The 9,562-nt window shown below is 44.8% G+C and carries 9 protein-coding genes; 1 reads left to right on the forward strand and 8 read right to left on the reverse strand.

What is annotated here, in order from left to right; all coding sequences use genetic code 11:
- Nucleotides 1-190: 190 nt before the first annotated feature.
- Together WMO25_RS10030 and WMO25_RS10035 are read right to left on the reverse strand one after the other, a co-directional pair.
- The gene (locus WMO25_RS10030; RefSeq protein ID WP_215689008.1) at nucleotides 191-649 is read right to left on the reverse strand and encodes a signal peptidase II; all 459 of its coding nucleotides are present in this window, start codon (nucleotides 647-649) and stop codon (nucleotides 191-193) included.
- Nucleotides 650-667: 18 nt separating this feature from the next.
- Nucleotides 668-1,543 carry a methionyl aminopeptidase gene (locus tag WMO25_RS10035; RefSeq protein WP_015512744.1) on the reverse strand — a complete coding sequence of 292 codons (876 nt, stop codon included), beginning with the start codon at nucleotides 1,541-1,543 and terminating at the stop codon, nucleotides 668-670.
- Between the two features lie 226 nt (nucleotides 1,544-1,769).
- Between WMO25_RS10035 and WMO25_RS10040 the strand changes: the two genes are divergently transcribed.
- The gene (locus tag WMO25_RS10040; RefSeq protein WP_015512743.1) at nucleotides 1,770-2,795 is read left to right on the forward strand and encodes a M42 family metallopeptidase; all 1,026 of its coding nucleotides are present in this window, start codon (nucleotides 1,770-1,772) and stop codon (nucleotides 2,793-2,795) included.
- 137 nt (nucleotides 2,796-2,932) lie between these two features.
- Here the strand turns inward: WMO25_RS10040 and deoC are convergent, their stop codons facing one another.
- The 6 genes from deoC to WMO25_RS10070 form a co-directional block, all read right to left on the reverse strand.
- Entirely contained in the window at nucleotides 2,933-3,586 is a 654-nt protein-coding gene (gene deoC, locus WMO25_RS10045) for a deoxyribose-phosphate aldolase (RefSeq protein WP_215689024.1), read from the reverse strand.
- Nucleotides 3,587-3,649: 63 nt separating this feature from the next.
- Complete coding sequence (locus tag WMO25_RS10050; protein WP_349085183.1) at nucleotides 3,650-4,486, reverse strand: metallophosphoesterase; 837 nt, start codon at nucleotides 4,484-4,486, stop codon at nucleotides 3,650-3,652.
- Between the two features lie 63 nt (nucleotides 4,487-4,549).
- Nucleotides 4,550-5,413: a patatin-like phospholipase family protein gene (locus WMO25_RS10055; RefSeq protein WP_015512741.1), complete on the reverse strand. Its 864-nt coding sequence runs from the start codon at nucleotides 5,411-5,413 to the stop codon at nucleotides 4,550-4,552.
- 31 nt (nucleotides 5,414-5,444) lie between these two features.
- Nucleotides 5,445-5,801, reverse strand: a complete 357-nt coding sequence (locus WMO25_RS10060; protein WP_117541503.1) for a hypothetical protein — start codon at nucleotides 5,799-5,801, stop codon at nucleotides 5,445-5,447.
- A 15-nt stretch (nucleotides 5,802-5,816) separates the two neighbouring features.
- Nucleotides 5,817-7,010, reverse strand: a complete 1,194-nt coding sequence (locus WMO25_RS10065; protein ID WP_349085186.1) for an ATP-grasp domain-containing protein — start codon at nucleotides 7,008-7,010, stop codon at nucleotides 5,817-5,819.
- Nucleotides 7,010-9,154, reverse strand: coding sequence for a DNA topoisomerase III (locus tag WMO25_RS10070; RefSeq protein ID WP_349085187.1), 2,145 nt, complete (start codon nucleotides 9,152-9,154; stop codon nucleotides 7,010-7,012). The genes WMO25_RS10065 and WMO25_RS10070 overlap by 1 nt, the downstream gene beginning before the upstream one ends.
- Nucleotides 9,155-9,562: the final 408 nt, after the last annotated feature.

Genomic DNA, 9,562 nt, shown 5'->3' on the forward strand with positions numbered 1-9,562 from the left:
CTAAACAAGCGCCACTGGCGCTTAGCAACGCCAAGGTCTCGTGCAAGCACGGACTTTGGCTCGTTGCTCGCGTAAATTAAGGACCTTTGAGTAGGAACCGTCTATAGACAGTCCCTATCCCAAAGGTCCCTTTTCTGTCATATCTATTCACATTTCCACAAAAGGTATACGGCATCCAACTAATGCTGCATCAGAAGCTCTCTTTGATCTCACCAATTGCCGTCAAAATACCGCCAATAAAAATAGCCATATCTCCGATATTGAAGATAATCCGCTCCAACCGCTTCGATCCAATGCTGATTCTGAAATAGTCTGTAACTTCTTTCTTCATTATCCGATCATACGCATTACTGGCTGCACCGCCAAGCAATAGAGCCAGACCGAGTCTGATCAATACAGACTTTTTCTTATAAAGCGATCCCATCAATCCGCCGGCCAACACACCAATACCGAGAATTGTCACCCCCATCAGCATCTTTGGCTTGTCTTTCATCCATCCAAGCATTGCCCCCGGATTATGAAAGCGCGTAATGATAATATGCCCGCCGACCACCGGTTCATGACAATTCTCCTCTTTGTGTGTATCAATATAGTGCTTAACAAGCAGATCGCCCGCACATACAGCAGCTGCAATCAAAATCCACAGCATTCAGCATCACTCCCATCATTAATAAGCAATGACCTCATGTCCATCTTCTGTGACAAGAACCTGGATTTCCCACTGAGCTGAAGGCTTTTTATCATTGGTATAAACTGTCCAGCCGTTTTTCTTGTCCACACTGATCTTATGCGTACCCATATTGACCATCGGTTCAATGGTAAACATCATACCCGGTGCCATCACCATCTGTGTGCCCTTTTTATAAATATAGCCAACCCATGGATCTTCATGAAATTCCAGGCCCACACCGTGTCCGCCGATATTCCTTACAACCTGATAGCCATTGGCCACTGCATGATCATAAACAGCCTGACTCATATCGCCCAAAAAGCCCCACGGCTTCACCTGCTCAAGTCCCAGCTCGACACACTCCTTAACTACCTGAACCAATTTTCTCTTCTCGTCAGAAACATTGCCGATGCAGAACATTCTGGATGAATCAGAATAATATCCCTTGTAAATTGTCGACACATCTACATTGATGATATCGCCGTCTTTGAGAACCACCTTTGGAGAAGGAATGCCATGGCACACTTCTTCATTGATGGATGTACACACACTCTTCGGGAAACCCTCATAATTCAGAGGTGCCGGGATACCGCCCATTTTCGTTGTTGTATCATAGACAATCTTGTCAATCTCCTCTGTTGTCATGCCTTCCTTAATCTTAGAAGCCACTTCATCCAGTACCGCGATGTTAATCTTTGCACTCTCCTTGATACCGGCAATCTGTTCCGGTGTCTTGATCAGGGAATGATCCGGCACAATATGCCCCTGTGATCTCAACTCCTCAATCTTCTCATCAAAACTCTGATGGCAGTTTTTGTACTTTTTCATACTTCCGCACCAACACGGATCATTTCTTCCAATTTTTACATGCATGTTTCTTATCTTCTTTCCTAATAAATTATATCCTGATTCGAACCTTTGGTGCTTGACGCTGCATACGCAGCTATCATGACCGCCATTCGCCGTTCCCGATGAACAAGCATTGCTTGCTCTCGCTCACTAACGCTCATTATATCATATTTTGTTCTGAAACGTATACTGGTTTTCTTTTTATGAGAAATATATGCTATAATAAAAAAAAACAATCTGGAGGTTGATTATGAACGAAATAGATTTTATCTTAGAACAGTTAAAAGGTCTGACTGCCATCGACAGTCCTACCGGCTTTACGGAATATGCAGCTGAACACGTCATGAATGTCTACAAGAAAATGGGCTATGCACCGGTACAAACAGCTAAAGGCGGTATCTTCATCGATCTGGGCGGTAAGAACGAAGAGGATGCCATTCTCCTGACCGCCCACATGGATACCCTTGGTGCAATGGTTCACACCGTCAAAAGTAACGGCCGTCTGAAGCTGACGCCTCTTGGCGGATTGAATCCCAACAATACAGAGGGTGAAAATTGCCGTATCTATACCCGCAGCGGCAGAATCTATGATGGTACTTTCCAACTGATCGATGCCTCTATCCATGTCAACGGCGAATACAATGATACAAAACGATCCTTCGATACAATGGAAGTTGTCCTGGATGAGGATGTCTACAACAAAGAAGGCGTTGAAGCCCTCGGCATCCGAACCGGTGATATTGTCTGCTTCGATCCGCGAACACGTATTACCGATTCCGGCTATATCAAGAGTCGTTTTCTTGATGATAAGCTGAGTGTTGCCATTCTCATGGGATATGCCAACTATCTTCAGGAACAGGACATCGTCCCTGAGCGCCGTATTTACCAGCATATTTCTGTTTTTGAAGAAGTCGGCCACGGCTGCTCTTACCTGCCGGCACCTGTCAGTGAAGTACTGGCTGTCGATATGGGCTGTGTAGGTGAAGGCCTCAACTGTACGGAACGTCAGGTATCCATCTGTGCCAAAGACAGCCACGGTCCGTACCACTACGCAACCGTATCTGCACTGGTGGCCGCAGCAGAAGAACAGGGCATTGACTTTGCGATTGATATCTATCCTCATTACGGTTCAGACGCAGACGCTGCCCTTGACGCAGGCTATGATATCCGCCATGCCCTGATCGGTGCGGGTGTCTATGCTTCCCATGGTTATGAACGTTCACACATTGAAGGTGTGCGCAATACTTTTGAATTATTAAAAGCGTATCTGGACTAATTCCCATCGCCGATATCGGTTGTTGACAAAATCGGACAATAGCTGTCAATCGACAGCTATTGTCCGGTTTTATATTTTTCTTTCTGCATATATCTCAATCCTGCATACAAAGCGTACATCTCCAGGACCTCTATGCGTTACTGACCTAGTTCCATAATTTTAATCAGCCTGCTTGTCCCGAGTCTTGATGCACCAAGCTCAAGGAAATGCTTTGCATCCTCAAAACTGCCAATACCGCCGGCTGCCTTGATCCTGACATTTTCTCCAACATGTGCGGCAAAGAGCGCCACATCCTCAAAAGTTGCACCGCCGCTTCCAAAGCCGGTAGATGTTTTGATGAAATCCGCACCGGCCTCGGTCACCACTTCACACATTTTTATCTTCTCTTCCTCAGTCAGAAAACAAGTCTCAACAATAACCTTCAGAATCTTATCATCACAAATATCCTTCAGTGTATGAATCTCTGTCTGGACATCATGAAATCTTTTTTCTTTGACCCAGCCCAGATTGATGACCATATCCACCTCATCGGCACCACGATCCAATACTTCTTCTGTTTCCATCGCTTTGACCGCCGTTGTGTGATAGCCATTCGGAAATCCGACAACCGTACAAACTGCCATACGCCCGCAAAGGTAATCTTTGACCTGCTTAACTCTGTTCGGCGGCACACACACTGAAGCCGTCTCGTACTTGATTGCCTCATCACACAATATCTGCAGTTCTTCCCATGTTGCAGTGGGTGCAAGTAATGTATGATCCACATGCTGCAGTATTTCTTTTCTGCTGATAATGTCCAATCTATCTCCTCCTCTTTTGTCTTTATGTATCTGCTACACTCTCTGATCCGCTGTCTATGATGTTTCAAGAATATACAGTGCATCTCTGATATGCGTTTGTGCACGGTCATCTGCCAGATGATACAGCGGCCATTCCGTATGATATCCCAAACATGGACAAATATGTCTGATACCATCTCTCTCCACGGTACTTCGATAATGCACATGACCGCAGACTGCATATCTCACAGGATACTTTTTGTAGAGTTCCTCCAGTGCCGTACTGCCAAGAAAAGCATTAAAGAACCCCCATTTGATGCCATCCGGCTTCTCAGGAACGCAGAAATCCTTTACCGGCAGCATATGTGTGATTGCAAGAACCGGCAGACTGCCGCAATCCTTCAACTGTTTCTCCAACTGTTTCAGACACAGGAACATCTGCTTCTGATTGTCCTCCGTCCACTGATTGTACAATTTATCCTGCCATGTTCTCCCGTCCATCATCATACCATCCAGAACATCTCTTGAATATTCCGGTGATGCCATGGAATAATCATACCAGCCCACATCACCCACCAGAGCCAGTTGCCTGCCATCCTTCTCCAGAATAACCGGCTTACCTGATAAGCATCGCAGATCCTCTCTATAAATGCGATCAATTTCTTCCGTTGTACACTCAGGGCAGTTCTTGTTCCACATATCATGGTTGCCCGGCACATAATAAACAGGGAACTCACATAATGACTGCAGTCGCTCTATCGCCTGCAATGTCTGGTTCTGTGTCTCACTGATATCGCCGGCGATCACCAATACGTCTGTCATTTGTTCCGCAGCGGTTTCTGCCGTTAGTTCCACAATCGGATAATCCTTATTGATATCAATATGTAAATCCGAAATTAATCCGACTCTCATACGCTTTGATCCTCCCTGTTATGCCTCACTGCTTTTATGAAATGCAATAAAATACTGATGCTTCTAATTCAATCCGCAAAAAGCCTTAATCTCCACCATGCGTGCCATTGCCTGTCGATATCCCATATCATAGCCTTCCTGAAGCTTATCGATATTCTTTTCCATGCTGACTAATGGGTAATCCGGGCGAAACAATAATGCCTGCCCTTTCGCTTCCAATTCATTGCAATAAGCTACTTCCTCATTATAATAATCATGTCTTTCAAGCAGCGGTCTTACCATATTCGGGAAACGGCGCTTCAGCACCTTCGCGGCAAATTCATTGGATTGACTCTTTTCTTTAACGTATGTTTTATCTCTGGTCAAAATAATAATATGTCTGCGATAGCCATCCGCCTCTGCCTTATGTATCGTAATCGGTTCACATACACCGCCGTCATAATAATACTGTCCATCCATCTCTATTGCCGGAAAGAGCAGCGGGATTGCACAGGTTGCCTGCAACATTCGGCAGCTCTTATCCATCCTCAAACCATCCATATAGTTAATCTGACCCGTCCGAGCATTGGTCACACCGACAGCCATCGTTCCCTTATAAGCCCTGAAAATCTCCCAATCCATAGGCTCCAATTCATTAACCAGGGTATCATAAGCAAATTTCAAACCGAAAATACTTCTGTCTGTCAGGAAGTTTCGGACTCCCATATATCTTTTATCATGACGGTATTTTTTTAATATCTGAATATTTCTCCCTTTTTGCTGAGAGATATAAGATCCGGCATAAGTAATACCTGCTGATACCCCGCTGATATGCGGCATCATGATGCCTTCATCCAAAAAAGCGTCCAGGATGCCCATTGTAAATACTGTTCTAAATGTTCCGCCCTCAAGAACCAGGCTCACATCTTTCACATTAATGTCAAGCATTGCATCACTCTTTTCGTATTGTTGTCCTTAATTATATTTTAAAAATCTTTGCCGGTTCATCCCAGCCATAAATAACCTCGTACTTGATATACAAATCCTGCGGCTGAATAGACAATACATTTCTGTAAAGTTCATGCATCGCCTTGTCAAAGGCCTCAAACACCTCATATCCGCCGCCGCCAAAAAACTTACACTCTACAAATGCTGTCGGCACATTCCGCCTGTCATCGCCGCCGCGGCAAAGATGAATATTTCCCTCATAGGCTGTCATCATTCTGATCGGGTCCTTATTCAAAATATCTCTGACAAGCTCTGCTGTTCCTGTTCTAAGGCGCTTTTCCTGATCCACTGCCAGGTTCACATTCGTCGTTGTCCGTATAAAAGGCATATCTGTCCTTCCCTTCTACTGCCATGTAGCCTGTACAAAGTCAATAAATTCGTCCTTTTGTTCCTCTGTGTCCAGTCTTGCAGTCCACATGTGATCGCCCATTGCCCCGGAAATAATCTCCGGAATATCTTCATCCATCACAATCTGATCATGATAGCGTTCCCGGATTTCTTCAGGTGTATGAATATAATTCTTTCCATTTCTGCGTCCTGCATAAACAGCAAAATATTTTCTTTGGTTCAGATCAACATATGTTTTGTCATAGACCACCATATCTGCCCAGATACTGTACACATCCACGCTATTGGCATAATTATACATATCCGGTGTCCATCCGCCCGCCGGACGCATATTCACTTCCAGAGCAACAATATCTCCCTTTTTGCCCAGTCCCTCTTTATCATCCAGAAGTCTGAAAAATTCCAGGTGGAAGAAACGGCTTCTCACATCAAAAGCCTTAACAGTTGCCCTTCCGGCCCTTCTCAGATCTTCCGGCAGCATATTGGCCGTATAGTAAGACAGATGATCTTTGTTATTGACAATATCCGCTACACTTCTTGGCCAGGATACGGTTGTCTCAAAAATAATGTCACCTTTGCTGTCTGAAATACCATCATAAGACCAGATATCACCTGTAATGAATTCCTCCATAATATAATCAACATCCGACTTTGTCTCATAGAAATAACGCATTTCATCCGGATTGGACAGCTTATAGCTTTCCTCTGCCCCCATACCAGCGTCAGGTTTAACAAATACCGGATACCCGACCTTCTCCGCAAACGCAAGACCTTCCTCCAGAGAAGAAACCATGTGATATCTCGCCGTCGGTACACCGGCCTTCTTGTAAAAGGCTTTCATTGCCGACTTTCTTCTGACATTCGCTACCTGATCACTCTTCATGCCTGTTGTGATATTAAAATCCGTGCGCAGTCTGGCATCCTGCGTCAGCCAGTATTCATTATTACTCTCCAACCAATCAATCTTACCATACTGATGCGTAAAATATCCCAGTGCACGCACCATCTGGTCATAATCTTCCATGCTGTCTACGCGGTAATACTCCGTCAGACTGTTCTTGACCTGCTCCGACAGAGAATCATAAGGCGCATCACTGAGTCCCAGGACGGTAACACCTCTCTGTTTTAATCGATTGCAAAAATTCCAGTAAGATGTTGGAAACTGTGGTGATACAAATACAAAATTCATTATTCTCCCTCTTTCGTTTCTAAATTCAATTTGGCAAATGCTGCTGCAAATGCATTGTTAATCGGTTCATTCGCCTCTTTCTGCTGCCGCTTCATATACTGCTGAATATCTCGCTTGCTGACACCGGCCCCCTCTTTCTTCCGCCGGTTCTGAAAAGCAGACAGCTTTTCCTTATAACCACAAGTACATACAAAAGTCTGCGCATCGCCCTTGCCGTACATTTCCATCTTCTTGTGGCATTTCGGGCATCTGGCATTAGTCTTTCTTGCAATACTCTCCCTGTATCCGCAACTTCTGTCCTGGCAGACAAGCATTTTGCTGTTTTTTCCCTGTACAGACAACATCCGCTTGCCGCAATTCGGACACAGATGATTCGTCAGGTTCTCATGTCGAAACTGCCCCTCTCCATCGGCAATCTCCTTGACAATCTCTTCTGTGTAACCTCGGATTTCAGAAATAAAGACATCTTTCTTCAAGCGCCCCTCTGAAATAGCCAACAGCTTTTTCTCCCAGTCCGCTGTCAATTCCGGTTTCTTCAAATCCTCCGGCACAAGCCCCAGCAGCTGACGTCCCTTGGAAGTCACTCGGATATCCTTATCCTTTTTCTCCATTAGAAAACTGTTAAATAGCTTGTCAATGATATCCGCTCTCGTTGCAACTGTTCCGAGATTTCCTTTCTCCATTGCTGTCAGCAGTGTTCCCTCATTATAATAAGCAGGCGGTTTTGTCTGGCCTTCACTCACCTTCGGGCGCATCACTGTATCTTTTCTGCCCTTTTCAAGTTTTGGCATACTTGTCACAGTCATAAGTAAATCGTCATCCTCTTCTTCCCATTCTGACTCATAAGCCTGCTGCCATCCGGCTTCTTTCATCATCCGGCTACCGGCCATCCACTTCTCTCCGGCACAGCTGCCTGTCAGCTTAATCTGCTCATACTCACACGGCGGATAAAGCACCGCCAGGAAACGCCTCACAACAAGATCATAAATCTTTCGTTCCTCCGAAGACATATGATCTAACTGTACAAACTGCTCCGTCGGAATAATCGCATGGTGATCTGAAACTTTGCTGTCATCCACAAAACGCTTGTCCATCCTGATCGGCTGCAGAAGCAATTTCCCTGCCACCTTCCTATACGGTCCAACGGCACAGGCCTGCAGTCTCTCTTTCAAAGTTTCTGCCACATCCTTGCCTATATATCGGGAATCTGTTCTCGGATACGTCAGAACCTTGTGATTCTCATACAGCCGCTGCATAATGTTTAACGTTTCTTTTGCTGAATAGCCAAAACGCTTATTCGCATCTCTCTGCAGCTCTGTCAGATCATACAGTCCCGGTGAATAGCTCTTCTTAACCGTTCGCTGCACATCCGTGATCACCATTTCATCTTTTTCCGCTTTTTCAGCAATCGACTGTATACGGCCTCTATCAAAAGAGCGATTGCTGCCGCTCTTTCCATCCTGCCAGTTCCATGTCATACCATGACTCACTGTTGTCAGTGTATAGTATTTCTTAGGCACAAAGGATTTGATCTCCTGCTCTCTGGATGCGATCAATGCCAATGTCGGTGTCTGAACGCGGCCACAGGAAAGCTGTGCATTGTAACGACATGTCAATGCCCTTGTTCCATTCATTCCCACCAGCCAGTCTGCTTCCGCCCTGGCCTCTGCTGCCGCATACAAATTCAGATAAGCCCTGCCATCCTTCAGTTTCTTAAAGCCTTCACGAATCGCTTTATCCGTTACCGAAGAAATCCAAAGACGCTTGACCGGCTTCTTATTGCCGGCAATTTTCAAAATCCATCGGGCTACCAGCTCACCTTCCCTGCCGGCATCTGTTGCAATGACAATTGTCCCCACGTCTTTGCGCAGCAGCTGATTCTTCACAATCTGAAATTGTCTGTGTGTCTGCTTAATCACAACAAGCTTAAAATGCTGTGGCATCATCGGAAGATCTTCGATCCTCCATGACTTATACTTCGCATCATATCCTTCCGGATCTGCCAGGGTTACAAGATGCCCCAGAGCCCAGGTCACAATATACTTCTCACCTTCAAGCGCCCCCTGACTGTTTCTTGTACATTGCAATACTCTGGCAATATCCCGTCCTACGGAAGGTTTTTCTGCAATTACCAATGTCTTCATCTATAATAAACCTCTACCTTTCTGAATAAATAGGCTTCTTATAGTTTATCACATTATTGCCCGCTTACAAATTAAAAATAAAACTAATTTTAATTCTTCTTCAAAGACTTAACTCCCAATAATTTCTCCATGAATTTCAACGAAGCTACTTGACATTGCAGCTTTTTAATGATATAACTTTACAAGTCTCGCATTCACAGTGAGCAAATTAAATACTGAATATTTGTCGTATAGGACTATAGATTTTCCAAGTTTCTGATTTACAAACTGGTGATCTTTGGTCCTTTTTTTGTACCACTTATCAACCACAGCAGCTATTTTCAGAGCAGTTTTCCACTGATTCAATCACTGCTGTACACCACACTCAGAAAGGAGTTCAATATGACTGTAGCCGATACTTCTTATATG

The organism is Coprococcus intestinihominis (assembly GCF_040096555.1).
Taxonomy (GTDB): domain Bacteria; phylum Bacillota; class Clostridia; order Lachnospirales; family Lachnospiraceae; genus Coprococcus_A; species Coprococcus_A intestinihominis.

Bases quoted from the DNA above. Each gene is read 5' to 3' on its own strand.
- WMO25_RS10030 (WP_215689008.1), bottom strand. From the start codon at position 649: ATGCTGTGGATTTTGATTGCAGCTGCTGTATGTGCGGGCGATCTGCTT.
- WMO25_RS10035 (WP_015512744.1), bottom strand. From the start codon at position 1,543: ATGCATGTAAAAATTGGAAGAAATGATCCGTGTTGGTGCGGAAGTATG.
- WMO25_RS10040 (WP_015512743.1), top strand. From the start codon at position 1,770: ATGAACGAAATAGATTTTATCTTAGAACAGTTAAAAGGTCTGACTGCC.
- WMO25_RS10050 (WP_349085183.1), bottom strand. From the start codon at position 4,486: ATGAGAGTCGGATTAATTTCGGATTTACATATTGATATCAATAAGGAT.
- WMO25_RS10055 (WP_015512741.1), bottom strand. From the start codon at position 5,413: ATGCTTGACATTAATGTGAAAGATGTGAGCCTGGTTCTTGAGGGCGGA.
- WMO25_RS10060 (WP_117541503.1), bottom strand. From the start codon at position 5,801: ATGCCTTTTATACGGACAACGACGAATGTGAACCTGGCAGTGGATCAG.
- WMO25_RS10065 (WP_349085186.1), bottom strand. From the start codon at position 7,010: ATGAATTTTGTATTTGTATCACCACAGTTTCCAACATCTTACTGGAAT.
- WMO25_RS10070 (WP_349085187.1), bottom strand. From the start codon at position 9,154: ATGAAGACATTGGTAATTGCAGAAAAACCTTCCGTAGGACGGGATATT.